The organism is Chryseobacterium soldanellicola (assembly GCF_900100115.1).
Taxonomy (GTDB): Bacteria; Bacteroidota; Bacteroidia; order Flavobacteriales; family Weeksellaceae; genus Chryseobacterium; species Chryseobacterium soldanellicola.
In genome coordinates, this window is the sequence record NZ_FNKL01000003.1 from 146,436 (window position 1) to 172,530 (window position 26,095).

General features: G+C 34.5%; 21 protein-coding genes. 10 read left to right on the top strand and 11 right to left on the bottom strand.

Annotated features, from left to right (window positions below; genetic code table 11):
• Nucleotides 1-13 precede the first annotated feature (13 nt).
• Nucleotides 14-928, top strand: coding sequence for a helix-turn-helix domain-containing protein (locus BLT04_RS10160; protein ID WP_089755700.1), 915 nt, complete (start codon nucleotides 14-16; stop codon nucleotides 926-928).
• A gap of 26 nt (nucleotides 929-954) precedes the next feature.
• On the opposite strand, the gene BLT04_RS10165 is transcribed toward BLT04_RS10160, so the two are convergent.
• From BLT04_RS10165 to BLT04_RS10185, 4 genes are all read right to left on the bottom strand, one after another.
• Nucleotides 955-1,524 (bottom strand): Crp/Fnr family transcriptional regulator, encoded by a 570-nt coding sequence (locus BLT04_RS10165; protein WP_089755701.1) that lies wholly within the window; start codon nucleotides 1,522-1,524, stop codon nucleotides 955-957.
• A gap of 325 nt (nucleotides 1,525-1,849) precedes the next feature.
• The gene (locus BLT04_RS10170; protein ID WP_139166235.1) at nucleotides 1,850-4,195 is read right to left on the bottom strand and encodes an nSTAND3 domain-containing NTPase; all 2,346 of its coding nucleotides are present in this window, start codon (nucleotides 4,193-4,195) and stop codon (nucleotides 1,850-1,852) included.
• Between the two features lie 376 nt (nucleotides 4,196-4,571).
• Complete coding sequence (gene mnmE / locus BLT04_RS10175; protein WP_089755703.1) at nucleotides 4,572-5,957, bottom strand: tRNA uridine-5-carboxymethylaminomethyl(34) synthesis GTPase MnmE; 1,386 nt, start codon at nucleotides 5,955-5,957, stop codon at nucleotides 4,572-4,574.
• A gap of 724 nt (nucleotides 5,958-6,681) precedes the next feature.
• A complete protein-coding gene (locus BLT04_RS10185) occupies nucleotides 6,682-8,451 on the bottom strand; it encodes an aminopeptidase P family protein (RefSeq protein WP_089755705.1) in 1,770 nt (589 codons plus the stop codon).
• Between the two features lie 290 nt (nucleotides 8,452-8,741).
• Here BLT04_RS10185 and BLT04_RS10190 point away from each other — a divergent pair, with 290 nt between their 5' ends.
• Both BLT04_RS10190 and BLT04_RS10200 read left to right on the top strand, forming a co-directional pair.
• Nucleotides 8,742-9,179, top strand: a complete 438-nt coding sequence (locus tag BLT04_RS10190; RefSeq protein WP_089755706.1) for a DUF6526 family protein — start codon at nucleotides 8,742-8,744, stop codon at nucleotides 9,177-9,179.
• Between the two features lie 201 nt (nucleotides 9,180-9,380).
• Nucleotides 9,381-10,487 (top strand): DNA topoisomerase IB, encoded by a 1,107-nt coding sequence (locus BLT04_RS10200; RefSeq protein WP_089755708.1) that lies wholly within the window; start codon nucleotides 9,381-9,383, stop codon nucleotides 10,485-10,487.
• A 3-nt stretch (nucleotides 10,488-10,490) separates the two neighbouring features.
• On the opposite strand, the gene BLT04_RS10205 is transcribed toward BLT04_RS10200, so the two are convergent.
• A complete protein-coding gene (locus BLT04_RS10205) occupies nucleotides 10,491-10,994 on the bottom strand; it encodes a hypothetical protein (protein ID WP_089755709.1) in 504 nt (167 codons plus the stop codon).
• Nucleotides 10,995-11,130: 136 nt separating this feature from the next.
• On the opposite strand from BLT04_RS10205, the gene pruA reads away from it, so the two are divergent.
• The 4 genes from pruA (at nucleotide 11,131) to BLT04_RS10225 (ending at nucleotide 15,082) form a co-directional block, all read left to right on the top strand.
• A complete protein-coding gene (pruA, locus tag BLT04_RS10210; protein ID WP_089755710.1) occupies nucleotides 11,131-12,756 on the top strand; it encodes an L-glutamate gamma-semialdehyde dehydrogenase in 1,626 nt (541 codons plus the stop codon).
• 292 nt (nucleotides 12,757-13,048) lie between these two features.
• On the top strand, nucleotides 13,049-13,273 hold the full coding sequence (locus BLT04_RS10215; RefSeq protein ID WP_089755711.1) for a cytochrome C551: 225 nt from the start codon (nucleotides 13,049-13,051) through the stop codon (nucleotides 13,271-13,273).
• Between the two features lie 243 nt (nucleotides 13,274-13,516).
• Nucleotides 13,517-13,726 (top strand): hypothetical protein, encoded by a 210-nt coding sequence (locus BLT04_RS10220; RefSeq protein WP_089755712.1) that lies wholly within the window; start codon nucleotides 13,517-13,519, stop codon nucleotides 13,724-13,726.
• A gap of 195 nt (nucleotides 13,727-13,921) precedes the next feature.
• Nucleotides 13,922-15,082 (top strand): thioredoxin family protein, encoded by a 1,161-nt coding sequence (locus tag BLT04_RS10225; protein WP_089755713.1) that lies wholly within the window; start codon nucleotides 13,922-13,924, stop codon nucleotides 15,080-15,082.
• 77 nt (nucleotides 15,083-15,159) lie between these two features.
• Here BLT04_RS10225 and BLT04_RS10230 read toward each other — a convergent pair whose 3' ends face one another.
• From BLT04_RS10230 to BLT04_RS10255, 6 genes are all read right to left on the bottom strand, one after another.
• On the bottom strand, nucleotides 15,160-15,948 hold the full coding sequence (locus BLT04_RS10230) for a hypothetical protein (RefSeq protein ID WP_139166236.1): 789 nt from the start codon (nucleotides 15,946-15,948) through the stop codon (nucleotides 15,160-15,162).
• 6 nt (nucleotides 15,949-15,954) lie between these two features.
• The gene (locus BLT04_RS10235) at nucleotides 15,955-16,557 is read right to left on the bottom strand and encodes a hypothetical protein (protein WP_139166237.1); all 603 of its coding nucleotides are present in this window, start codon (nucleotides 16,555-16,557) and stop codon (nucleotides 15,955-15,957) included.
• 164 nt (nucleotides 16,558-16,721) lie between these two features.
• The gene (locus BLT04_RS10240) at nucleotides 16,722-17,474 is read right to left on the bottom strand and encodes a hypothetical protein (RefSeq protein ID WP_089755716.1); all 753 of its coding nucleotides are present in this window, start codon (nucleotides 17,472-17,474) and stop codon (nucleotides 16,722-16,724) included.
• A 539-nt stretch (nucleotides 17,475-18,013) separates the two neighbouring features.
• Nucleotides 18,014-19,951, bottom strand: coding sequence for a hypothetical protein (locus BLT04_RS10245; RefSeq protein ID WP_089755717.1), 1,938 nt, complete (start codon nucleotides 19,949-19,951; stop codon nucleotides 18,014-18,016).
• A 416-nt stretch (nucleotides 19,952-20,367) separates the two neighbouring features.
• Nucleotides 20,368-21,477, bottom strand: a complete 1,110-nt coding sequence (locus tag BLT04_RS10250; RefSeq protein ID WP_089755718.1) for a hypothetical protein — start codon at nucleotides 21,475-21,477, stop codon at nucleotides 20,368-20,370.
• A 443-nt stretch (nucleotides 21,478-21,920) separates the two neighbouring features.
• Nucleotides 21,921-22,943, bottom strand: coding sequence for a 3-oxoacyl-ACP synthase III family protein (locus BLT04_RS10255; protein ID WP_089755719.1), 1,023 nt, complete (start codon nucleotides 22,941-22,943; stop codon nucleotides 21,921-21,923).
• Between the two features lie 73 nt (nucleotides 22,944-23,016).
• On the opposite strand from BLT04_RS10255, the gene BLT04_RS10260 reads away from it, so the two are divergent.
• The 3 genes from BLT04_RS10260 (at nucleotide 23,017) to BLT04_RS10270 (ending at nucleotide 26,092) form a co-directional block, all read left to right on the top strand.
• Nucleotides 23,017-23,916 carry a magnesium transporter CorA family protein gene (locus BLT04_RS10260; protein WP_089755720.1) on the top strand — a complete coding sequence of 300 codons (900 nt, stop codon included), beginning with the start codon at nucleotides 23,017-23,019 and terminating at the stop codon, nucleotides 23,914-23,916.
• Between the two features lie 113 nt (nucleotides 23,917-24,029).
• Nucleotides 24,030-25,616 carry a patatin-like phospholipase family protein gene (locus tag BLT04_RS10265; protein ID WP_089755721.1) on the top strand — a complete coding sequence of 529 codons (1,587 nt, stop codon included), beginning with the start codon at nucleotides 24,030-24,032 and terminating at the stop codon, nucleotides 25,614-25,616.
• Between the two features lie 38 nt (nucleotides 25,617-25,654).
• Nucleotides 25,655-26,092 (top strand): hypothetical protein, encoded by a 438-nt coding sequence (locus BLT04_RS10270; RefSeq protein WP_089755722.1) that lies wholly within the window; start codon nucleotides 25,655-25,657, stop codon nucleotides 26,090-26,092.
• Nucleotides 26,093-26,095: the final 3 nt, after the last annotated feature.

A 26,095-nucleotide genomic window follows, 5' to 3' on the forward strand; every position in this document is an offset into this window, starting at 1 on the left:
TTCGTAAAAGAAAATGCAGCAACAATCTAACATACACCATATTAAAAGTATATCGCAACTGGTGCGGCTATTGGGACTTCCTGCGCCGTTGCATCCACTGATCGCATTGGTGGACTACAATACTGTTCCGATTGAAATATTTCCGAAAGGGCAAAAAATAAGCCTTGATTTTTACAAAATTTCCTTTAAGCCATCATTTACAGGACATATAAAATACGGACAGGGCTATTACGATTTTGAAGAAGGCGGACTGGCATTTCTGAAGCCTAAGCAGATTGTTTTTTCACCGGAAGATACAGAAAGCTATGAAGGGATTGCTTTGTATTTCCATCCGGACTTTATCCGGAATTATCCGTTAGGAAAAACGATCAGTCAATATGGCTTTTTTTCTTACGATGTTTCAGAAGCCTTATTTTTATCATTGAAAGAAAAAGAAATTATAGCCGGTTTGTTTGCTTCAATAGCCAATGAATTAGACAATAATATTGACAGTTTCAGCCAGGATGTTCTGGTTTCGCAAATAGAATTGTTATTGAATTACAGCAATCGCTTTTACAACAGGCAATTTATTACCAGGAAAGCAGTCAATCACGACATTATCACTTCTTTGGATAAGCTTTTAAATAATTATTTTGAAAAAGAAAGCAGTCTGAGAAACGGCTTGCCGTCCGTGAATTATATCAGCACGGAATTAAAATTATCGCAGCGCTATTTAAGCGACATGCTGCGTTCATTGACAGGACTGAACACACAACAATACATTCAGAATGCAATTATAGAGAAAGCCAAAGAAAAATTATCCACGACGAATCTTTCCGTCTCGGAAATTGCTTATGAATTGGGCTTTGAGCATTCACAATCGTTCAGTAAACTTTTCAAGACAAAGACAAACGTCTCGCCATTGCAGTTCAGACAGTCATTTAATTAAAAAGTTAGCTATAAGCTGAGAATCACTCAACGGATATTTTTTCTTATCCTGCTTAATGACTGCTGAGTTATACCAAGATAAGAGGCCACATGCGAAAGCGGGACACGGTTGACAAGCCCAGGAAACTGGTTAAGAAATGAAAGATAGCGGCTCGTTGCGTCTTCTGATACCAACGGGCTTCTCCTTTCTATCGCCTTCAGGAGACAGTTTTTGACAATGAGATTCTCCATCTCTTTCCAGCCGACAATAGTATTTCCGATCTCGTCCCAGTTCTTTTTTGAAAAGACAAGCAACTGACAATCTGTTATGGCTTGTATATACTCCGAAGCAACCATTTGCATTTCAAATTTTTGCTGGTCAGAAACGAAATTATTTTCTTCAACGAAAGAATGCGTAATCTCTTCGCTTTTATTATTATAATAACAGAATCTGGTTACTCCTTTAAGAAGAAAACCTACATATCTGGGAACTTTACCAGCTTCCGAAAAATATTCCTCTTTGCGGAGCTCCAGCGTTTCTGCCTTGCTCAGGATCAGTTCAATCTGTTGACTATTCAGGTTACCGAACTGCAGTATATAATTAACAAATTCTTCCATTTTACAAATTTCAATTTATAACGAACCTTATTTTCCGATACAAAAATGAATAACCTTGATAGTCAGCAGTTTAACTTACCACAAGGGGTAAATAGGGTTTGAATTTTTTCCAACTATTAATAATTATAACAAAGTTACGGATTATAAAAATAAATTAAAAACAACTAATTAGATATTAGATCTAAGATGGCTGAAGAATATAATTTTTACAGTTTTTTAAAAAATATAAATATTAAACTGTTGTTAGTCAAAATTCACAATATATTTTTAGTTATCTTTCTCTTTGTGTGCTTAGCGAGTTGGTCATATTTAGCGAAATATTACCCTACTTTTGTAACTTGTTAAATAGGTTCCTTATAACCATTTCATCTTCCATTTCTTCATTTATCACCATTTCTTCCTCAATATCGTTTTCTTCGTAATTTTGTTCTGGAAATTGAATGGAACTAAGCACTTCATCTATTTGTTTGATATATTTATCTAAATTTATTTGAAAGTTTTTTGTAATATATTCTAGCCTAAATCTATAATCATATACTTTATTAGTAATGATAACACCACTACCCATACAAAACTTTATTGCATTTTTTGCTTTTTCATTAATTATATTTGAAAAATATTTCGATGCAATGTATTTTTGATATTTATCTGGAAATATCAATTTAAGTTTTTCAAACGAACTTAAGTCTAGGTCAGCTATTTCAAAGCTATAATTTAAAAAATTATTAAATATTTTATTTTCATTGATGCTAAATTTTGCCAAATCAAGTTTTCCTAATAAGTCCACATATACAGAATCATAAATAAATTCTTCGGAGCTTAATTCAGTTTTAAAATTTCTATAGACAAATTCTTCTATATCTTTATTGTGATCAGATAAACAATCATATAGGAAATTCAAAAATATATAAAAAGGTTTGCCCTTCTGATACGTATGTAAATTATACCCAATATTTATAATATTTATTTTACAAGAGCTTAGATTGTTTTCTATTTGCAATAACCTTGCTGCTACCTTATTGATAAATGTTTGGTCTAAATCAATTGTTTCATTGAACTTTTGGACTGAAAATAAGGTGTGAAATTGTTCGATAAAAATAAAAGAGTTTAGTAGATAATCTACAAGTTTTTCTTTATCAAGTAAGTAATTAAATAGGAAGTCATAAATAGATGGATTTTGATATTTAACAAAAATTTTTCCTTTTAGGTCTAAGTCTGGATCACTTGTATCCCAGCCTCCTACTCTTTTTTGTATTCTTAATTCATCAATTCTTGATTCTGGACCTGTTTTTACTGTATTGATAAACGTGTTTTCTAATTCTCTAATAGATTTTAAAAATTGAATAGGATCATAATTTATTCCTAGTCTTGGATTATTGAAGAAAAAAGACTCTGTTGCAGTTTCAAGATCATCAATTAATACTGGACTTGGAAGAGTGAATAATACCAAAAGTAAATATTGAGAAAATCTATCTATTGTATTTTCAAAGCTATGTAACCAAACAGTTTCCGGATTATCAAAGAAAGCTTTGATGACTTCAAAAAAATGATCTGGTGTACAACTATTCCATATCTTTTGTTTAATAATTGTTTCTATAATTCTGGGATTATAATTAACATGATTAATTAATACCTCATAATTTTTATTCTCAATAAGATTATTAAGATGTGTCTGAGGGATTCCTGCATGAAATAGATGGTTATATAAAATTTTTGCCCGAATTAATCTTGTGTAAATTGATAGGTCAATTGTATTCTTTGCTATTTCAATATTCTCTATCTTGAATTTTTCATAAATTTCTTTAGCTTGGTTTAATATATTTTCTCTTGTGGTTAAAATTAAAAGCTTATTTTGTGCTTTTCTGATATCTTTGATAAATTCGATAATAAGATGGATCCTTTTTGTTCCGTTTTTATGATCAAAAAAATTTTCTCCCAGAAAATCATCAAACCAAAATATTTGTTTTTTGCTATCATTTAGATAAAGATTTTTATAGCTTATGTCCTCACCTAAATAAACTGGTTCATAGTCAAGAGAAAGATAATGGTGAATCAAAGCTTCTAATAGAGTTGTTTTTCCAATTCCAGGAACCCCTGAAATAATAATGTATTGATGTTCTTTTAGTATACTTAGTGAAGTAGAGAAACTCTTATTTTGAACATGTACTTTTATTTTATCCTGTAAATTTCTTAATTCAAAAGGTGTATTGTTATATTTACTTTGTAATACTTTTTTTAATACTCTAATACTTCCAATCCATAGTTTGTAATACATTTCTTCAATATCCCCATTTTCTGCGAGAATATTTAACAAATCATTCTTGCCATAGATATCTTCTGTAGATTTAATATATGGGGTAAAGAGATTTTGTATTTCTTTCTTATTATTAGGAGTTAATCCCACGCTTGTTGTTATAATATAAGATTTTGGAGCTAATTTTTTAATTTTGGGCACCTCTTTTTTTAAACTATTCAACAACAACCTAAAATTTTCATAGCGTTTTGTCTGAATGATAATATCTCCTTCTTTAGTGGAAATTCTAAAATCAATTCCTTCATCTTTACCTGGTGTAAAAGACTCCATATATACTCTTAATTTTCTTTGCAAAAGATTCCTACTGAAATCTTCGAATTCAATTGGAGAAAAAATATTTAGATCATATTGCAACATTATCTGGTCATATTAGAATATATTATTGTTCATTTTCATTGTAATATTGAATATTAAAAATATGAATAAAAGATTAATTGATTGATATAAAATAGTAATTAATAATAAAAAATGGTTTACATCGAATCAATAATCTATCAGTTGCTTTATAAAATATTTCCCTTTTGTATACTGCTGATTTAAAAATCAATTTGAAACAATTGGCCTGTGGAATCTTGAAGTTTTTACTTTGGAATTGAGGGACAAATTCAGTAACTTATAACGTTAATTTCTTTATTTAAAATACGTAAAGCACTGTAAAACAGCACCTTACCGGATATTTCCTAAATTTTATTCTTTTTAGTTTAAGATACTGATTTTCAGTGATTTATTTGGATTATTTCCCGATACAAAATTTAGAGAAAATATTTCCTAATACCTCATCATTTGTCACTTCACCGGATATCAGCCCAAGATATTCTAAGGCATTTCGAAGCTCATATGCCAATAATTCTGTTGAGATCTGAAAAGTGATTGCTTCTCTCACTTTATGTACTGCGTCCGAAGACTTCTGTAACGCTTCAAAATGACGCTGATTAGTAATCACAACGTTATTTTCTGCTGATTTTAGGTGCTCTACGTAAGAAGACAATTCGTTTTTCAGATCCTGGATATTTTGATTTTCTACGGCTGAAATTGTAATGAAGTCAAACTCCTGGGAAATTTCATTTCTGAAAATATTTTCTGCTTTTTCATAGGTTACAGGAGAAACTTCATCAATTTTTGTTGCGCAGATAATCAGCTTTAAATCATCCCTTTGCAAAGATTTAATCATTTCAATATCTTCTGAAAAATCTTCTGTTGCAGCATCAGCCAAATACACCAGAATATTGGCATTCTCAACCTTTTCTTTGGCTTTTTTTACCCCGATGGCCTCAATTTCATCTACCGTTTCACGTAAACCGGCTGTATCGATCAAACGAAAAGCATGCCCTTTAATATGTAGGATTTCTTCAATCGTATCTCTCGTTGTTCCGGCAATATTGCTGACAATCGCTCGTTCTTCTTTCAGCAAAGCATTCAAAAGAGTTGATTTTCCGGCGTTGGGTTTCCCGATGATGGCAACGGCGGTTCCGTTTTTAATGGCATTTCCGTATTGAAAGCTTTCAATCAGGGAATTTAATTTTAATTCAATTTTATCAAGTAACTGATTTAAAGCACTTCTATCAGCGAATTCCACATCTTCTTCTGCAAAATCAAGTTCTAATTCAATTAATGAAACAAAATTCAGTAAATCTGTTCTTAAAAACGATATTTCATTAGTAATTCCGCCTTTCAGCTGATTGATAGCGACTTTTCTGGAAGCCTCATTTTCAGAAGCAATCACATCAGCAATTGCTTCAGCCTGAGAAAGATCGATTCTGCCATTTATAAAAGCACGAAGGGTAAATTCTCCCGCTTTTGCCATTCTTGCCCCGTTTTTGATCAATGTTTCAAGAATACGTTTTCCGATGTGTGGCGAGCCGTGAAAAGCAATTTCCACAGAGTTTTCAGTCGTAAAGCTTTTCGGTGCGAGAAAAATAGACAGCATCACCTCATCGATCGCCTCATCGCCATCCATAAAATATCCGTAATGGATTGTATGAGATTTTTGCTTATCTAAATTTTTCCCGGGAAAAGATTTCTGAACAACCGGTAAAGCATCATTTCCGGAAACTCTGATTATGCCTAAAGCACCTACTCCATTGGCGGTAGCCAGTGCACAAATGGTATCGTTATTCATAGTGCAAATTTAAGGTTTTTAATCGCAAAGAACCATATACATTATCTATTGTGATGATTTTCTGTTTTGTTTTTCACGGTCATTCTAAAAGTAACGAAGCGGAATGAAGAGCTGAAGCAACGAAATCTCAGAACTCGACCAATATTACACGCTCATTATCCACAAAGTTTGTCGTTATTCTTATACCTATACAAATGGCAACCTGAATGTTGAATTGATTGTAATAGATTGAAAGGAACGACAAATACCTAGCCCAGATTGAAGCATTGTTTGAGCTCATTTTTTTTGGAATTTCGGCGGCGGCTTTGCCGCCGAAATTCCAAAAAAAATAGCGAGTGCGGAAAGCTGGAAAAAGCTTCAAATAAAAAAAACAGTTTTTCGATGTAATCAAGTTGCTCCTTTAAAATATGAAGTAAAAAGCTTCTAAAACAAAAAAATCACCCCTGAACGAGGTGATTACTGCTTTGAATTTACTAAGTATATGAAGATATGAATGATGTTTCTTTTTGTTGATACAAAGATAGACCCTCTCAGACTTCAAAAACTCAGGATAAACCCTGTAATTTTATCCGTAAAAATACGGTTGTGAAAATGAAAAAGCCCTGCAACATTGTTACAGAGCCTTTTGTTTATCTAACAATTCTCTTAGTTTAAAGATTAAGGTTCAATGCTTAAAATGATACGTTTAATTTTCCTGTCAACTAATTATAAACCATCAACTATTTTACAGCGGACTTACCAATTCTAAAAACCAGCTTTTAACATCACCTTCTAAATAAGGAGCGATTTTTTCTTCGCAGGTTTTGTGATAACTGTTCAGCCATGCGATTTCTTTTTCAGAAAGGATTTCTTTGACAATCGTATCTTTGAAAAACGGACAGAAAGTTAATGTTTCAAATTCATAAAAGGTCCCGTGAATGGTTGTTTCCGATTCTTTTACAGCGATCAGATTCTCATGACGGATTCCGTAATCTCCTTCTAAATAATAGCCCGGCTCGTTTGAAACAACCATGCCTACCAAAAGATCCTGCGGATTCATGTCTTTTCTGATATTTTGAGGCCCTTCATGTACATTCATGAAGCTTCCCACACCGTGACCCGTTCCGTGGTTGAAGTCTTTACCTTCCATCCACAACGGAAGCCTTGCAACTGCATCCAGATGAACACCTTTTGTACCTTTCGGAAATTTCACCATTGATAAACGGATCATTCCCTGTAAAACCAACGTTGAATTTCTTTTAAACTCATTAGAAACCTCTCCCAAAGCCAAGGTTCTCGTAATATCCGTTGTTCCCTCAAGATATTGACCTCCTGAATCGACCAAAATACTCGAATCATTGGTCACTTCTTTACTTCCTTCACTTTTTGCGGAATAATGCATGATCGCACCATTATCTTTATATCCGACAATGCTTCCGAAGCTTTCTCCGACAAAATTTTCACCTTCCGCACGGAAACTTCTTAATTTTTCGCCGATAGAATATTCGTTCATCGGTTCTTTTCCTGCATTGTGAGTCAGCCAGTAAAGGAATTTCACCATCGCAACACCGTCTCTCACCATTACTTTTCTGAAACCTTCCAGCTCCGTTTCGTTTTTCTGGGCTTTCATTAAATTTCCGGGAACCGGAGCTTTGATGAATTGATTATCAATTTTTAAAGCTTCAAAAATAGATTGATTGCTGTTTGGAGAGATTAAAACTTTTTCGTTTCTGATTGTTCTTAAATGATTATAAAACTCTTCATAAGGCATCATTTTCACGAAAGATTCGTCCATCTGCTTTCTTGCTTCAACCTCCAGCTTTTCTAAATCGGTGAACAGGATCGCATCATTTTTAGTGATAATAATATATCCTAAAAATACGGGATTGCTTTGTACATCGCTTCCTCTTAAATTCAGTGTCCAGGCCACATCATCCAAACTTGAAATGATATGAACGGTCACGTCCTGCTCTTCCATTTTCTGACGGATTGCAGATATTTTATCGGTTACTGACCTTCCTGCCCTTTCAACAGGATGTACAAATATTGGATTTTTTGACGGGGTTCCGCGGTCTTTCCAGATTTCCTTTAAAAGAGGAAGATCAACCAGCGTTATATTTTTTGAATGTAATTTCTGATGCAATAATTCCCAGTTGGCGTGAGAAGTTGCCACACCGTTTACAGCGACTTTTCCGTTGGCAGGAATCTCGGAAATGATCCAGTCGATATAATTGGGAGTTCCTTCCATTCCGTCTTTAAAAAGATCGATTCCTGAGCCTTCTAATTCAATGGCAGCCTGGGTAAAATATCTTCCGTCCGTCCAAAGTCCTGCTTTATCTTTAGTGATTACCACAAAACCTGCAGAACCCAAAAATCCCGACAGCCAAGCCCTTTCCTGCCATTCTTCAGGCAGATATTCACTCATATGCGGATCCGCAGAATATACTATAAATGCATCAACATTATTTTTCTGCATTTCTTCACGAAGCGCAGCTACTTTTTCCTTTGAAGTCATTTTTTAATGATTTTTTTAAAGAGGTGAAGTTACAAATTTTTTGAGGTTTGAGAATGAATTTATGAGTTTTTAACCGCAATGTCTGTAAAGATTTTTAAATTTTTATTTGTTTTGAAGTTCGCAAACTATTTCATTCAATAAAATTTTTTGAATGTAAGTTTCACAAAATCCAATTCACAAAACGGTAAATAATATTGTCATTTAGCCAAAACAAATCATATTATATACCACAAAAATCAATTATTATTAAAAATATAAAGTTTTGGAAAGATTCTTGCAGTATAGCTTCCATGGAAAACCAGAGTTATAAAAATCACAGGAAGTTTTATGCGCCACACCATTTCATTTTACTTCCGTTATTGATTGTTTTAGAAGCAGTTGGAATTTATAAAATAGGGAATGATTCGCAAAACCAGCTTGTATGGATTTTGTTTTCAGTTGTTATTTTTCTGATTTTTTATCTGGCATTCATGGTTCGTCAACATTATGCTTTGGGGCTCCAAAACAGATTGGTAAGACTAGAATTTAAGCAAAGATATTTTGAAATCTTTAATCTGAGATCTGATGAAGTTGAAGAGAAGCTGAAATTCAGTCAAATTGCGGCCTTACGATTTGCTTATGATGATGAATTTAAAATTTTACTTGAAAAAGCTCTTAAAGACGATATTTCAGGAGATGAGATTAAAAAATCCATCACCCGTTGGAGAGCCGATCATCATAGAATTTAAATAATAACACTAAAAAATAAAACTATGAAAAAATTAACCTTATACAGTCTTACAATATTCAGTTTATTATTGTTGACGAGTTGCGAAGCAGTGGAAACAATTTTCAAGGCAGGAATGTGGTGGGGAATTCTTTTAGTCTGTGCAGTTGTTGTAATTCTTTTACTAATCTTTTCGAAGGGTAAGAACTCTTAACCATTTTTTATGGAGAAGAATACAGACTTAGAAATTATTTCTCACCTAAAACCTTCCAAAATTGTAAAAATTATGAAGGATCCGGTGGCATCTGCAAAGGCGGTACATCTTATATATACCTCCGATGCAGAGTCTGCTGGGATCATTCGCAAAAAAAAGGGCAAAAAATACTCCTATTTCAAAGACGGAGAAAAAATCAAGGATAAGGACGAAATTAAAAGAATTAACGGGCTGGTTATTCCTCCAGCATGGGAAAATGTATGGATCTGTGCATTGGATAACGGCCATTTGCAGGCGACAGGCTTTGATGCCAAAAAACGCAAGCAATACCGCTATCATCCTTTGTGGAGCGCGTTGAGAAATCATACCAAATTTTACAGAATGCTTCAGTTCGGATATGCATTGCCTGCCATTCGTCTGCAGGTTGAAAAAGATTTAGCCTTAAGAAATTTCGAAAAAAGAAAAATTTTAGCATTGATTGTCAGCTTAATGCAACGAACAAATATCCGTATTGGAAATAATGCTTATGAAAAACTGTACGGCTCGTTTGGCTTAACCACTTTAAAAGACAAACACGTTAAGATCAACGGACAAAAAATGACTTTCTCTTTTAAAGGTAAAAAAGGAATCATGCATAATATCGACCTTAGAAGTAAAAGGCTTTCAAGATTGGTTCAGAAATGTAAAGATATTCCGGGAAAAGAACTTTTTCAGTTTTATGATGATGAAGGAAACCGCCACTCGATCGATTCGGGAATGGTGAATGATTATATTAAGGAAATAAGCGGTGAAGATTTTACGGCAAAAGATTTCAGAACCTGGTCTGGAACCGTGAATGCTTTAATTGCATTTAAAGAAATCGGTTATGCCGAAAACAATACAGAATACAAACGAAAAGTAAAAGAAGCCTTGGAAATCGTTGCTTCTCATCTGGGAAATACGAGCACGGTTTGCAGAAAATATTATGTTCATCCTTTGGTCATCAACCTTTACGAAAATAATACGATCAAAAAATATTTTGACGAGTTAGAACAAATCGAAGAAAATGACGGTAAAGCGGGTTTAACTCATGAAGAAAAACTTGTGTTAAAAATTCTGGAAAACGAAAAAATGTAGACTTTACTGCCCAGGAACAATTGGTGGAAAATTTTCACCTTCTGTCAGCTCTATTACCTGTGAGTTTTCATCAAAAAAAACATCAACAGCTCCGGATAAAAATCCAGATAAATTTTCAGCACATTTTTGTGCAAGTGATGTAATTTTAAAAGGATGGTATCCCATTGGCATAGTTGTACTGCCATCATTTTTCAAGATCTCATAAGTACCTCTTATTAAACTTTTACAGTTTTTCTGATTAATATTAATCTGGATTTTTTTATCATCGACGAAATTTAATACATCAGGTTTCGTATTGTCTTTATTTAAATACAGCTTACCTTCTTTATAATTTTTCATATCAAAATACCACTTTGAGCCTTTTAAAGTTCCATTTAACAATTGATCATCAGGAGTTTTATATTTTTCTATTTGCTGCTTTAAGGGAATTTTCTCAACTTTTTTTTTCTTGTGCTGTGCAAATACAATTTGCGAAAAGCATAAAAGAATAAAGATTATTTTTTTCATTTTATAAAAGTTTAATAACAAATCAAATATATCATTATTATAACAATAAAATTGAAATAGTTTGTATCGATTTTTTGTACAAATTAATTGTTGTAAATTTGTAACATTAGCAAATTTTAAAATAATACAACGTAATATGTCTAAAGCAATTTCGCAAGTACCATTTGCAATAAATGAGCCGGTAAATTCTTATGTTCCGGGTTCTCCAGAAGTTAAAAGCCTTATCGCTCAATACAAAAAAATGTGGGCTGAGAAAATAGAAATCCCTATGGTTATCAATGGTAAAGAAGTAAAAACTGGTGATACGGTTCAGCTTCAGTCGCCTCAGGATCATGCACATGATTTCGGTTTTTATCATAAAGGAACAATGCAGCACGTAGATGACGCCATCAACGCTGCATTAGCTGCTAAAAAAGAATGGAATGAGCTAGGTTGGGAACAGCGTGCAGCGATTTTCTTAAAAGCTGCTGATCTATTGGCGGGACCTTACAGAGATGTGATCAACGCAGCAACAATGATCGGACAATCTAAAAATGTACATCAGGCTGAAATTGATTCCGCTTGTGAATTGATCGATTTCTTAAGATTCAACGTAGAATTTATGACGGAAATGTATTCTGAGCAACCCGTTTCCGACTCAGGAATCTGGAACAGAGTTGAATACAGACCATTAGAAGGATTTTGTTTTGCGGTAACTCCGTTCAACTTTACAGCGATCTCAGGAAACTTGCCGACTTGTATGGCAATGCTTGGAAATGTAGTAGTTTGGAAGCCTTCTGACAAGCAGGTTTATTCTGCAAAAGTGATCATGGATGTTCTTACGGAAGCTGGTCTTCCTGCAGGGGTTATCAACATGATTTTCACGGACGGAAAAGAAACTGCTGAGAAAGTTTTGGCACACAGAGATTTTGCAGGACTTCACTTTACAGGTTCTACAAAAGTTTTCCAGGGAATGTGGAAAATGATCGGTGATAATATTCACAACTACAGAACTTATCCAAGAATTGTCGGTGAAACTGGTGGAAAAGATTTCGTTATCGCTCACCCGTCTGCAAATGTAGAAGCTGTTGCAACTGCTTTGGTAAGAGGTTCTTTCGAATATCAGGGACAAAAATGTTCTGCGGCTTCAAGAGCTTATATTCCTCAGTCTCTTTGGGCTGATGTAAAAAAAGTAATGGAAACTCAGATCAATTCAATAAAAATCGGTTCTCCTGAAGATCCTTCCAACTTTGTGAATGCGGTAATCGATAAAAATTCTTTCGAAAAATGCAAAGGTTATATCGACAGAGCCAACGCATCAAGCGAAGCAAACGTAATAATCGGTGGAAAAACTGATGATTCTAAAGGATGGTTTGTACATCCAACAGTGATCGAAACGACAAATCCTCAATACGAAAGTATGGTTGAAGAGATTTTCGGACCAATTTTATCTGTTTTTGTTTATGAAGACAATGACTGGGCAGAAACGTTGAAAGTTGTTGACTCTTCTTCTCCTTATTCATTGACTGGTTCTGTGTTTGCACAAGATCGTTATGCTGTGAATGAAGCTTTTAAAGCATTGGAAAATGCATCAGGAAACTTCTATATCAATGATAAACCTACAGGCGCGGTTGTTGGCCAGCAGCCTTTCGGAGGTGGTAGAGCTTCAGGAACAAACGATAAAGCAGGTTCTAAAATGAACTTACTGAGATGGACGTCTGTAAGAAGTATCAAAGAAACTTTTGTTTCTCCTAAAGATTACAAATATCCATATTTGGGTTAATGAGTAATTAGTAATGGGCAATAAGTAATTGTTCGTTAATAAAATATCGCCTCGGAATTTCGGTTTCGGGGCTTTTTTATAAATTATAATTGATAAGTGATAAATGATAAATGATAAAAATTTAAGTTATAAAATTTAAACTAAACCCTACCTTAAGCCCTAATTCCTATAATGTGACACTTTTTAACATAATTTAAACTATTTTATCTGTTTTTTAATAATTTATAAACCTATTTCGGAATAATTATTGAATAATTACTAGTACACCCATTAAACACCAAAATAAAATATTATGAAAAAGTTTTTTTTAACAGCAATAGTTTTAGGAACATTTGCCGTGAGTTGCGGAACTAAAGAATCCTCAATGTCAACAAGCAATACTGATTCTACAGCAGCGGAAACAGCACAAAGCACTCCACCTGCAACAACAACAGATACAGTAGCTTCTCCGACAACAAATCCTGACAGCATCAAGATTACAAAGGATTCAGCATCAGCATCTCCAGCAACCAAATAAAAAAGTCTAACTTTAAAATGGAAAATCCGCAGATGAAAGCTCTGCGGATTTTTTTGTTTATAAATAATCTTTTAATCTTTTAATCTTTTAATCTTTTAATCTTTTAATCTTTTAATCTTTTAATCTTTTAATCTTTTAATCTTTTAATCTTTTAATCTTTTAATCTTTTAATCTTTTAATCTTTTAATCTTTTAATTAAATCATTATATTTGATTACTACTAAACATTTAAAAGAAATTTACTATGAAAAAATTATGGATAGGAGCTGTTTTAGGCTTATTATTTTTAGGAAGCTGCGCGCAGAATAAAGAAAACCGGGAAGAATTTAAAAATGATCACGATAAAAATGCTTTAAGAAACGAAATGGGAGATTCCGCAGTCGCTAATTCTGAACATGCAACGGCAACAGTTTCAGATACTGTAAAAATTAAGGACACCGTAAAAACAAAATAAACAAAACCGCAGATTATTTCTGCGGTTTTTATTTTTATGGAACAATCTTACAGTTAATTTATTCAATAATATATTTAAACAATTTATCAGTAAGTGAATTTTTTAGAATTTTTACGATATTTAGTATAACTATTTTACACTACCGCATTCTTATAATTGTATAATTATTACATTTGCATCAGTAAAAAGTATTTTATGAAAAAAATAGCAATATTATTTTCCTTATTTGTCGGAGCCGTTGCTTTCGCACAAGGAATTAAATTTGAAGACACCAATTTCGCTGCTGTTTTAGCAAAAGCTAAAAAAGAGAATAAGCTGGTATTTATTGATGCGTATGCTTCGTGGTGCGGACCTTGTAAATTAATGGTAAAGAATATTTTTCCGTTAAAAACCGTTGGAGATTATTATAATTCACATTTCGTGAGTGCAAAAATAGACATGGAAAAAGGAGAAGGTATTGAGCTGGCTAAAAAATACAATGTTAAAGCCTTTCCTACTTATTTATTTGTTGACGGAAATGGCGAAATTGTACACAGAACATTGGGATATACAGAGGAAAATGACTTTATTCAGTTTGCAAAAGATGCAGGAGATCCAAGTAAGCGGTTAAATACATTAAAGCAAAAGTTCGAAGACGGCGAAAAAGATCCTGAATTCTTAAAAAATCTTGCAGGGCTTACACTTTACAGTGATCCTACGTTTGCAGGAAGAGTTATGGAACGTTATTTTAAATCAAAACCAAGCCTGGATCAGGAAGATATACAAATGTTGCTTACCGGTACTCAGAGCACAGAAAGCCCGTCATATCAAATATTTAAGGATAGAAAAGCAGAAATTATTAAAATCTTCCCTGAAGATAAGTATGAGAAATTCGATAAAAATATTAAGTTGAATTCTATCGCTAAAAAAGCCTATAATGCAGATACAAAAACTTGGGATGACAATTATTTTTTAACGGAAACTCAAAAATTCTTATCCAAAGATGAAGCTGAAAAAATATTAAAAAGAGCAAAATCTTCCAGAGCTTTAAAAAATAAGGATATTGCAACCTATGAGAAATTGAGCTTAGACCTTAATAAAGATACATCTGCCGCAACTTCTGAAGAACTTAATTCATTAGCATGGAATTTCTTTGAAAATGTGAATACAAAATCTTCTCTTGAAACTGCTGTAAAATGGGCTCAGGAATCTGTAAAAAAAGATCAGAATTATGCGAATACAGATACTTTAGCTAATCTTTACAACAAGATAGGTGACAAAAAGAACGCTAAAATGTGGGCTGAAAAGTCAATCGAGCTGGCAAAAGCCACAGGGCAGGATTCTTCTGACACCGAAAAATTATTGAAAAGCCTTTAAATATAAAACAACAAAACGCATCTAAATGATGCGTTTTGTTTTGAAGATTGTTTATTTATATGTCGATTTAGAATATCCTAAAAGTGTTTTCTCACAGTGATATTAGATGTTGGAACAGTAGATACTGTGCTGGACACCACATCTCTCATCCTGTATTGTATTTGAATTTGTGTTCCCGCAGTAAGCGTTCCCATCCAATATAGGGGCATATCACCTTCATCTCCCCCATTTACTGTCCCATAGTATGAAGTTGCCAAAACTTTAGATGTATTTGCATTAATAATACGGGCTCCAAATGATTTAACATTACCAGAATTAGTTGACACCTCTAATGCTACGATCCCAAAAAAAGAATATAATCCGGTCGTCGGAATTGTAAAGGTACCCCCAGCATGAATATTCCCAATATCCAACCTTTCTGTTGAGAAATCCATATTGGTCCAGGCAGAATATGCTGATGGTGTGTAAGCTGTTGATACTGTGGCAGAATTTCCTGTAAATAACATATGAGTTGTATTTCTGATGCCAATTTCCGTTCGTACATCAGTAAGGTCGGCTATACCTTCCCATTGCGTGCCTGTCCATATGTAGAAAGTATCTTTAAAAACATTAGACGGCGAGGTTCCTGCATTTGATAAATTGTAAACAACCGTGCCCTGCTCCGGAGAAGATGCAGAAGATGTCACAGGAATTGTCGCTGTATCATTAATTCCGGTAAGCTGAACTCTCGGAATAAGTAATCCCTTACTGGTACTGTATAGATCTAAGACAGTATTAGCATCCGGACTGTTAGTGCCTATTCCCACCTGAGCCTTCATAAAAATGCCGAGAAATAATAATGGTAAATATATAAATTGTATTTTCATGATTTATTAATATTTATAAATATTAAGAGTTCCTTTTTCCATTCGGTAATTATTGTCTGTATAGATGTATTTAAAAATTAAAACATCAGTAGATAATAAATTTTGAGTAATTATTAAAGTCGTGTACATCCTGTTTGCTAACGGAATAAATCTTCCATATCCGGTAATTATATTAGTATTTGTTGTACTGTTAGAAATTCTTAAACTCGGTGTTCCTCCCATATTAGCTGCATTAGACATTTCTGAAATATATTCCACCATATAAACTCCGCTAGCAGGTATTTTATATTGATTGCCTGCCGGATTCCACGCAGCATATTTATCGAATAATATTTCCGGTCCTGTTAATGAAAGGTTTGTAAAAGGCCCCCCAGCAGTATATCCCACAGGCACATTAGGTTTTTGTCCTATAGCCGCACTAAATACCAGCAATGGAATATTCGATGAAGAGATAATAGCCTCCGTAGCTGAATAAGAAGCTTCAGAATGATAGCTATTATCACTTCCCCAATATGTCACTCCTTTAGCGATATCAGTATTGATATTGGTATTGGTATTGTAAAGCATAACCCCAGTAGCGGGAGATGCGATAGGAGCAATTGTACTCACTCTATTGGTTACAGATAGATTGGGTATTCTTAATGCCTTATTACCGGCATCTAACTTTAGAATAGCCGCAGGTGATGTATTTTTGGAACCTATGACAACTTGAGCATTTGCTTTTATTGCCAGAAATATAAGAAGCAATGTGATTATTATTTTAAATTTCATGATTAATTATTAGATATTTTTGAAATTGAAACATTAGGATTTACTATATTGTATGATGCATTAGAAGATTGTGCCCTGAAACTGATCACATCTCCAGCAGCAAGATTCAAAGTACAGGTGCTTGATACGCCTCCAAACTGATAATTTTTTTCAGTCCCATATGAACAAGCCGTTGTACCGTTCTTTTGAACATAGATAATCGTTCCAGTATTTGTATCTCCTGATGCATTTCTGATATCAACTGTATAAGAAATTACGTAGCCTCCCGCTTTTTGAATCATATATCCTGTGTACCCTCCCGCTGGTCCCTGTACCCCTGTCGGAAAGTCTTTATATAGTGTATTAAAGGTAATATTACTAATAGATCCGGCTGCAAAAGATCCGGCAGTGGCCATATTACTTGCTGCAAAAACCGGAGTAATAAAAGGAATTTTCTCGATCTCTGTTTTCACGTTGTCTTTGGTCCACATTTTTTCCCAAATTGTTCCATTAAAAGCATACAGGCCTTTATCAACAACGTTTGTACCTACTCCGGAGATAGCCTTATTATAGATAATAAATCCCGTTTTAGGATTGGCAACTGTTGTCAGATCAGTAGCTGAGGTAAGCGAAACTACTGGGAGAAGCATACCTTTATTAGTAGCTTTTATATCAAGAATGGCAGATGGGTCGGGTGAAACAGTTCCTATGCCTACACTTCCGGTTTGGGCATAGATAAAGCCACTCAGAAGAGTTAGTAAAATAATTTTTTTCATTTATAGTGTTTTTAATATATTTTATTTAATAGTCCATTCTGAGGATATGACATTATAATGCTAATTGCCACATCAGTTCTAATTAACTTAACAAGTTCTATTGATAAATCTGTAAAATAATTAAATGGATATTGGATGTAATAACATCCTTAAAGTAAGTATCTGTAAAAAGCTAGTAAAGACATAGAAGTCTATAAGCTGTTATTTTGTTTTTCATTAATGTTGTGTTTAGATTTTGAGACAAAGGAAAGGAAAATCATGCCAATCTCAAAAAAAAGGATATACCATCCATATACTATTTTCAATTAAATACCTAAATTACAGTCATTTACAATAATTCATTACCCTATTTCACTTATATAAATCTGTAAATTGAAGTGGATTCAATATATGTTTGAATGCTTGAAATGCAACATAAAAAGAAAAAGAAAATTCTACTTTCATTTAGAAAATAAAAAAAGAGCCGTCATAAATGATGGCTCTTTTTTTAATCAATTATTTATTTAATTGGCCGGAAAAGCAACAATATTATTCTCGCTTCAGGCACTAGAGCCCAACTTATCAAAACTGCAGGTAGTTCCGTAATTTATATGATTATTCTGTGATAAATAATATGTTTTATTAGCGCCTGAAGTATTATTGATAACAATGTTTCCTGTGGCCATTCCATAATCCGAAGGCCCAGTTAATGCTCCGGAAGCAAACGGCCCACCGGCAATATCACCGGAAGCAGATCCACCGGCTGTGGCGGACCACGTAAGCTTTACCCAGATTGCCTGGCTTACGTTTAGAGCAGTCTGACATTTCAATAATACATTAGTGTTAACAATCCATTTCCCGGGAGGCAGTGTAATATTTGTACCTAAATCCTGAACACCGGTATTAGTACCCGTATATCCGGTAGCGCTAATTGCTGCAAATACAACCGGAATATTACCTGTATTTTTTTGCCATGTAGCACCACCGTTAGCATCACTTACAAGAACTTTATTTGTACCCTGGCTGCCATCCTGCATCTGGAACGCTGCATAGGGCGTCGAACTTACGGTATGTAATTTTGCCGCAGGAGTTGTAGTGCCTATTCCCATATTTCCATTGGGTAACATGGTAGCTACCGTTGTTAAGGTCTGCCCGTCACCATAAGTCCCGACAGCATTAGCACCCACATTAAACTGTAAACCTGAGTCTGCCCCCGATGCATTGATAGAAGGAACAGACGGCCCAACATTAAACCAAAGATTATCCCAGCTCCCGCTTCCAGAAGAATTTTTCATACCAAAAGTTGTTCCTACCATATCTAATTTTGCCATAGGCGCAGTGGTACCAATTCCTATTCTGTCATTTACAGCATCTACAGAAAACGTAGAGCCATCTACAGAAAACGCATTAGTCGATGTGGCATTAAAAGCTAAAGTATTTCCGTTTTGAGTTACCACCCGGTTTCCGGTAAGTGTACCGTCAGCATTGTATATATTGACACTTGCGGGGGCTGCAGCAGGAGCTAAAGTAATTACATTACCACTCGCATCTACTCCTAATATTTGTCCTGTGCTTGTAGGTGAAGCAGAAGTAAGATTTGTCATTCTTATGCCGGAAGTATTGGCCGTTCCGGAATTCACTTCTAGTTTTGCATTTGGGCTTAAAGTTCCTATACCTACATTTCCAATTTCATTGATATGAACCCTGTCTGCGCCCGAAGCACGCAAGGTAAGATCCGATAGCGCCGTTGTACCATCTCCTTTGTAAACGGATACCATCCCGGCATTTGTATAAGAAGAAGTATTGTTAAATCTTGGATTAAAATAATAGGCCCCTACTATATCACCACTTGATAAATTAGCAGGTGCGGCCACTGTTCCCCTTGCGCTGCCGAGGAAAAAAGCAGGATAAGCAGAACTACCAAACCCCGTAAAGTACATATCATTTCCCGCGCCTCCTCCTAAATTATCCATAATAACATCAAGTTTACCGGCGGGAGCTGCTGTTCCCATTCCTATTCTGTTATTAGCGGCATCAACAGAAAACGTATTCCCGTCTACAGAAAAAGCATTGGTAGAGGTTGCATTAAACGTTAATGTATTTGCATTTTGAGTTACCACCCTGTTTCCGGTAAGTGTACCGTCGGCATTATAAATATTGACACTTGCTGGAGGAGCAGCTACAGGATTTAGCTTCACCCATGCAGTAGTAGCAGTATCATAATAATAATATCCCGTTATATCTATATTTGCAGCCTGTCCTGTTTGCGTTCCATTAGAAACATTATTGACGAATATTAAGGTAGAATTTTGGACTCCTGCCATATTTTGGGCTCTTAACCTATCGATTCTCGGAACCAAAAGCCCGTCCGGTTCTGCGCCATTTTTAGCGGTGATGTCTAATGTTGCCTGCGGTGTTAAATTATTAATACCCACCTGAGACTTTATTAATATTGTAGTAGTAGTTAATAATAAAATGCTTAAAATCTGTTTTTTCATCTATTTTGGATTAATAATTTGTCATTAAAATTTCTTCATTAAATAGATGAAAAATTACATCAAGCTCAAAAAAAGAGGTATACCATTTATATACCACTTTCGCATAAATAACTGGAAAACAATCGATTAATTTTATTTTACAATAATTGAATTATAAATAATGTAGTAATAACAATCAATTAGTTTATTAATAATAAAAACAATATTTTATTAATACCATTTTCATATGATAAATAACACGCCAAATTATCATTTCAGGCTTTAGATTTTAAAACAGTAAGTGATTTTCATGCAAAAAACCGCAAAAGATCCGCGGTTTATATTGGTTAATCTTTGTATTATTATTCAAGCAAAACATTTGTTATTTCATGCCTGAAAACAAGATTCAACTCATAATGAGATAACTGTCGTTTTAATTAGTTACCTATTCTAAGTATTGATAATTGGGTTGATTTTTTAAATAGCGTATTTCCCGTACCAGTACAATTTCCGGATGCACCTCTTCCAAGGGCAATCCTCCATACTTTTGGAGTTGTTAATTTTACTGTATATGTAACAGTGCCACCATAATATGAATTAATACCTTCGATATGAGCAGCTGTGGAATGCACTCTTCCAGGATTATCATCAAGACCATTAAATACGACACCCGGAAAATCTACAATATGTGAAGAAATTGTACATCCGGGACTATCGTGCTTTGCTTCATAAACAAAGCTTATCTGGTATAAACCCGGCTGATATGTAATTTGGTTTGTAGACGCATTAAAAGTAATCCCGTTAGCTCCTGTATAATTTGCCACTAATGCCATGGGAACATTTTGTTTACCTCCTTCCGGCACACCATTAAGAAAGTTAGTAATATTTGTCGACAGCTCGAAAACAGCGGGTCTGGGGATTCCCAGATCATCAAAATTAACATTCCCCTCAATAAGCTCTCCATTCGCATTTGTGGCCAGTAAACTATAGTCCGGGTAGTTTTCAAATCTTACAGTTCCTGTAGTATGCAATTGAGATGTAGGTTGGGCAGTGCCTATCCCCACTCGGTTATTAGCAGCATCGACAGACAAAGTATTCCCATCTACCGAAAATGCATTGGTAGCCGTTCCTGTAAATGCAAGCGTTTTATCCACCTGGCTTACCGTTCTATTGCTTGTCAGAGTCCCATTGTCTTTATAAATATTAATATCGGCCGCTGCGGATGTTTTTAATTTTGTCCACACATTTGTTTCATCAAAATAATAATATCCCGGGGCATCGATGTTTATAGCTGTACCGGCAGCAGCTCCTGTTGTGATACTGTTTACATATATCAATGTAGAAGCAGGAACTCCCGTCATGCTTTGAGCTCTTTGTCTGTCTACTCTCGGAATCAAAAGCCCGTCTACATTAGTAGTAGCTCCGGTAGCATTTTTAGCTGCCACATCAAGTGTTGATTTTGGAGATGCAGTATTAATTCCAACTTGTGCCTGTATACATGTAGTGGCAATGGCAAATAATAAAATTGTTAAAGATTTTTTTTTCATCTATCTGTTTTTAAAAATTAGTGTTTAAAAATTTTCTTCGGCAAAGAGATAGAAAATTATTTTAAATTCAAAAAAAATGGTATACCATCCGTATACCATTTTTATTTAAATAACTGAAGTACAATTAATTAAATTTAATTCACAAAATTTAGATTTTACATAAAAAAAGATTTAGATTTTAGAAATAAAACTAAAATTATCAACAATAATCATTAATTCACTAATAAATTCTCATCTAAAAAGTATTATTGAATACGTATAGCCTGGAATGCCTGTTATATCACTATTCCGACTAATTATTTATAATACCGGCATAAAAACAGGTTTAAATTAACTCCAATATTTATGAATATTATATAACGCAAGTAAGAAATGCATAAAAAATATGCATAAAAACAAAAAAACCGCAGAAAATCCGCGGTTTTATATTTATTTATTTTTGATTAATATTCAAACAATACACTTCCCCAGGTAAAACCGCTTCCGAATGCTGAAAGAAGAACCAAATCTCCTCTTTTTATTTTACCCAGCTCAATTGCTTCATTTAAAGCAATCGGAATAGAAGCAGCCGTTGTATTTCCATACTTCTGGATATTATTATGGATTTTTTCATCCGGCAGCCCGAATTTCTGCTGAACAAACTGAGCAATTCTCAAATTCGCCTGATGCGGGATAAACATATCGAGATCTTCAATCTTTTTCCCGGCTTTATTTAAAGCTTCCATCATCGTCTCAGGAAATCTTGTTACGGCATGCTTGAAAACAAAATTCCCGTTCATGATCGGATAAACTTCTTTATTCGTCACATTTTCAGGCTCTTTTCTCATCCTGTCACTCCATCCGTATTTAGAACCCGGGAACTGTGTGCACAATTCATCGGCATATTTACCTTCTGAATGCATATTTACCGCTAAAATATCGCCTGCATTTTCATCTTCAGTTGCGCAAAGAACAATCGCTCCCGCTCCGTCCCCGAAAATAACGGAAACCCCTCTTCCTTCATCAGAAAAATCTAATCCGAAAGAATGAATTTCTGCTCCTACAACCAAAATATTTTTATAAGTCCCTGATTTAATGAATGCATTGGCAACGCTCATCGCATACACAAACCCCGAACACTGGTTTCTTACATCCAAAGCACCGATCGTATCGCAACCCAACATATCCTGAAGCTGAACCCCGCATCCGGGAAAATAATAATCCGGAGACAGCGTGGCAAAAACAATATAATCGATATCTTTTGCAGTCATACCCGCTTTTTCAAGCGCTTTTTCTGAAGCTTTGAAACCTAAATAAGCTGTGGTTTCCTGAGAATCATTCCTGTTTTTTCTGTGTCGTCTTTCTTTGATACCCGTTCTTTCCGTGATCCATTCGTCATTGGTAGTCATTAATTTAGCTAAATCATCATTCGTAACAATGTTTTCCGGAACATGAAATCCGATTCCTTTTATTGTACTTTTAATCATATAGTTTTTTTAATTTTGGCAAAGATAGACTTATTTAACACATAGTATTTCAAAATATTAGTATTTTTACTTTATGCCAATTGATACAATATACAGAGATTCGCATTGCGAATGGATTGATGTAGAAGCTCCTACAGAAGAAGATCTGAAATTCCTTCATGAAAGATACGAAATCAATAACCTCCTGCTTGAAGACACGCTGGATCCCAATCACTTACCAAAATATGAAGAAGACGGAAACGTAAAATTTTTCCTGCTCCGCGAAAGCACGGAATTGGAAAGGAAAAACCTGAATACAATAAGTGACATCAGCACAAAAATCGGGATTTTTCTCATTGACAATACCATAATCACCATTCACAGGATGAAAACCAAAAGTATTGCCCAGACAAAAAAGCAGCTTTCCTGCGCCGAGGGTGAGACAACTTCAGAAAAAATAGCCCTAATGATCAGCTTATTAATCATGAAAAGCTTTGATGATGAATCCATAAGCCTCATGGAAACAATGGATAATATTGAAAATGAAATTTTCCTTAAAAACACCAATCACACCACTCAGATTAAAAGATTATATAAATTAAAGAGAAAAGCAGGATTAAATTCCAGGGTTCTGACGATTTCTACAGATGCGATCGATAAGTTTAAATTATTGGGATTACAGGATTCCGAGGTGGTAGATTTAAAGGATAAGCATAAAGATGTTGTAGCAGATTTTGATCATTTAAATATTCAGATCACCAACCTTATTTCAATGTTTCTGGCCCTTTCTGATCAAAAAGCCAATCAGGTGATGAAAGTTCTGGCCATTTATTCGGTGTACTTTTTACCCATCACATTTATTGCCGGCGTGTACGGAATGAATTTCGACAATATGCCTGAGCTGCATCATAAAAACGGCTATTTTTTCACTTTAGGGTTAATGGCTTTAATCGTAATCTGCACTTTCATTTACGCAAGAAGAAAACAATGGTAAAAAAACAGTAAAAATACCCAGAGTTTTAAATGTAATATTAATTATTTTTAAAACATAAAAACTAATATCCAAACTGTTGTAAATTTATTACAGCAAAAACACCAAACTGAATCATGAAAACCGAAACTCTCAACAAAATTCTGGAGGAAAATGTCCTTTCCAAAGAATCGAAGGAAAAGCTTGCTGCTTTGCATGAAAATATTTCGTCTAAAGAGTTTTCCGATCTTCTGGATGCGCACGGAAACCAATATGTAGAGTTTGTGCAGGAAGGTGGCGGAGTCTGGGGCAGCGCACTGGTCGGATATCTTTACGGACTCGAAATTTTCGGGATCCGTTTTTTAAAAGTTGCCGGAACGAGCGCGGGAGCCATTAACACCATGCTTATCGCGGCCTGTAAAACCAAAGAAGAAGCTAAAAGTGAGCTTATTAAAGATATTCTCTTCAACTGGAATTTTGCCGATTTCATGGATGGAAAATCTTACGTAAAAACGACCATTCATTCGATATTAAACAATAAGAATTTCATCAGGATCAATGCAATTATTGCAGCAGTAATCATGGGAATCCTTGTTCTCGCACCGTTTTTTATTAAGTCTGAGACCACCTTACAGGCCAAGCTGTTTTTTCTGGTTCCTATTATTCCTCTTATTATTGCGTTTTTTTATTTCAGAAAATTATATAAAGACTTGAAAAAAGCCAATTCAGGACTTAATCCGGGAAATACTTTTTTGAATCAGATGAAAAATGTCCTTGAGGGTTTTGGGATAACAACGGTCGCCGGACTTAACGAGAAATTCGTACAATCCGGGAAAAACCTCAACCTCAATTACCGCTACGGAAACGGCATGGAATATTACGCCATTGCCTTAAACAGCATCGAAGAAATCAGAGTGAATAATAAAGATCATATTGATGAGGTACGATATAAAATTTTCTACGAAAGTGCCGTAAACAATGAATATTATAAAAAAGACCCTTTCTACAAATTACAGTCCGAATACGTTGTTATTACGACTGATATTAATGCCAAAATAAAGGTTGAACTGCCCACAATGGCCAATTTATACTGGTCTGAAGAAGAGCTGAAACACATCAGCCCGGCTGAATTTGTGCGCGCTTCGATGTCTGTTCCTTTCTTTTTTGAGCCTTTCCAGAAACAGATCAATAAAGAGGATGATTCCGTAAAATACGCCTGGAAATTCTGGATGAATACCAAGCAGGAAAACATCAATCCTGTCGGCGTTTTTATCGATGGCGGCAGCATTTCCAATTTCCCGATCGACCTCTTCCATTCTATCGATATTTTTTATCCGAGAATGCCGTTATTTGGCGTACAGTTGACCAGCGACTCCGATATTCTCTCCGAAAAAGGAAAAACGAGCCAAGAAATTTTAAAATCACCCTTAACTTTCGCAGGAAATATCATCAGCACTTTAAAAGGTTTTAATGATAAATCATTCCTTACAAAACATACTTTTTACCATCTTTTCAGCATCCAGACCGTAAATTGCGGAACCAGCAACTGGTTGAATTTCTTCATGAAAAAAGAGGAAAAAGAAGAGCTTTTCAACCGAGGCTTTGTAGCCGCCCTCGATTTCCTCAATAATTTCGACTGGGAAAAATATAAATGCGAAAGAATGATGGTCTCTATGAAAGAGAAAAAGATTTTGAATGAGGAGGATACGCCGACAGTGGGGTAAAAGGAATTTGAAAAATTAAATAGGTTTAAATAGAAGTAATGAATAAATTTTCACAAATTATAAAATATCTAACTAAGAATTTTTATATCATTTTAGCAATTTTAATAGTATTATTTATAATTTCCGGTTTCATAAATGAGAAAATTTGGATTGGAAAAATGCTCACAAGACCTAAATATACTATCGCCATAGCCACTACCGATTGGCATCAAAAAAATAATAACGGTGTTGGCACCGATTATAGTTATAAAATCAATAACAAAGTCTATAACGAGACAACAGGTTTTTCATATAGAAAAGGTGATAAATTTTTGATCATTTATGATTCTTTAAAACCTAAAAACGTACAAACTCTTGCATTATATCCCGTTCCCGAAGATTATACAGGATTAAAAATTCCTAAAAATGGATGGAAATACCAAGAAGTTCCTTTTAATATTGACAGTAATGTTATAAGAAAATATTTAACAGATTAACAT

Coding starts and splice junctions, on each gene's coding strand:
- BLT04_RS10245 (WP_089755717.1), bottom strand. CDS start 19,951: ATGAAAAAACAGATTTTAAGCATTTTATTATTAACTACTACTACAATA.
- BLT04_RS10240 (WP_089755716.1), bottom strand. CDS start 17,474: ATGAAAAAAATTATTTTACTAACTCTTCTGAGTGGCTTTATCTATGCC.
- BLT04_RS10255 (WP_089755719.1), bottom strand. CDS start 22,943: ATGATTAAAAGTACAATAAAAGGAATCGGATTTCATGTTCCGGAAAAC.
- BLT04_RS10225 (WP_089755713.1), top strand. CDS start 13,922: ATGAAAAAAATAGCAATATTATTTTCCTTATTTGTCGGAGCCGTTGCT.
- BLT04_RS10185 (WP_089755705.1), bottom strand. CDS start 8,451: ATGACTTCAAAGGAAAAAGTAGCTGCGCTTCGTGAAGAAATGCAGAAA.
- BLT04_RS10250 (WP_089755718.1), bottom strand. CDS start 21,477: ATGAAAAAAAAATCTTTAACAATTTTATTATTTGCCATTGCCACTACA.
- BLT04_RS10165 (WP_089755701.1), bottom strand. CDS start 1,524: ATGGAAGAATTTGTTAATTATATACTGCAGTTCGGTAACCTGAATAGT.
- BLT04_RS10200 (WP_089755708.1), top strand. CDS start 9,381: ATGGAGAAGAATACAGACTTAGAAATTATTTCTCACCTAAAACCTTCC.
- BLT04_RS10215 (WP_089755711.1), top strand. CDS start 13,049: ATGAAAAAGTTTTTTTTAACAGCAATAGTTTTAGGAACATTTGCCGTG.
- BLT04_RS10265 (WP_089755721.1), top strand. CDS start 24,030: ATGAAAACCGAAACTCTCAACAAAATTCTGGAGGAAAATGTCCTTTCC.
- pruA (WP_089755710.1), top strand. CDS start 11,131: ATGTCTAAAGCAATTTCGCAAGTACCATTTGCAATAAATGAGCCGGTA.
- BLT04_RS10270 (WP_089755722.1), top strand. CDS start 25,655: ATGAATAAATTTTCACAAATTATAAAATATCTAACTAAGAATTTTTAT.
- BLT04_RS10190 (WP_089755706.1), top strand. CDS start 8,742: ATGGAAAACCAGAGTTATAAAAATCACAGGAAGTTTTATGCGCCACAC.
- BLT04_RS10260 (WP_089755720.1), top strand. CDS start 23,017: ATGCCAATTGATACAATATACAGAGATTCGCATTGCGAATGGATTGAT.
- BLT04_RS10160 (WP_089755700.1), top strand. CDS start 14: ATGCAGCAACAATCTAACATACACCATATTAAAAGTATATCGCAACTG.
- BLT04_RS10205 (WP_089755709.1), bottom strand. CDS start 10,994: ATGAAAAAAATAATCTTTATTCTTTTATGCTTTTCGCAAATTGTATTT.
- BLT04_RS10220 (WP_089755712.1), top strand. CDS start 13,517: ATGAAAAAATTATGGATAGGAGCTGTTTTAGGCTTATTATTTTTAGGA.
- mnmE (WP_089755703.1), bottom strand. CDS start 5,957: ATGAATAACGATACCATTTGTGCACTGGCTACCGCCAATGGAGTAGGT.
- BLT04_RS10170 (WP_139166235.1), bottom strand. CDS start 4,195: ATGTTGCAATATGATCTAAATATTTTTTCTCCAATTGAATTCGAAGAT.
- BLT04_RS10230 (WP_139166236.1), bottom strand. CDS start 15,948: ATGAAAATACAATTTATATATTTACCATTATTATTTCTCGGCATTTTT.